1 protein-coding gene is annotated in these 587 nt (G+C 62.9%); it reads right to left on the bottom strand.

Annotation, left to right across the window (positions count from 1 at the left end):
• Window positions 1-587: AMP-binding protein (locus AC27LF_RS45595; protein WP_487231317.1), on the bottom strand; the 587-nt coding region annotated here is incomplete at both ends.

The raw sequence follows: 587 nt of genomic DNA, 5'->3' as shown, positions 1-587 counted from the left end.
CACCCAGTCATCCCGCTCCACCGCCATCAACTGATAAAACGCCGACGGCGTCTGATTCAGAACCGTCACCCCCTCCACCGCCAACAACCGCGCAAACTCCCGCGGCGAACGACTCACCTCGAACGGCACCACCACCAACCGCCCACCATGCAACAACGCACCCCACAACTCCCACACCGAAAAATCAAACGCATACGAATGGAACAACGACCACACATCACCCGGACCAAAACCAAACCAATCCCGCGTCGCCCCGAACAACCGCACCACATTCCGATGCGGCACCACCACACCCTTCGGCCGCCCCGTCGAACCCGACGTATAAATCACATACGCCGCAGAATCCGGCAACACCCCCACCCCCAAATTCCCCTCCCCCAACCCCACCCCACCAACACCCACATCCCCCACACCCAACGTCACCACCGGCCGGACATCACCCAGCACAAACTCCACCCGCTCCGCCGGATACTCCGGATCCACCGGCACATACGCCGCACCCGACTTCAACACCGCCAACACCGCAACCACCAACTCCACCGACCGCGGCAACACCAACACCACAAACCGCTCCGGCCCCGCCCCCC

The sequence above is a fragment of the Streptomyces diversicolor genome (assembly GCF_057537855.1).
This window is presented reverse-complemented; position numbering and strand designations above follow the sequence as displayed.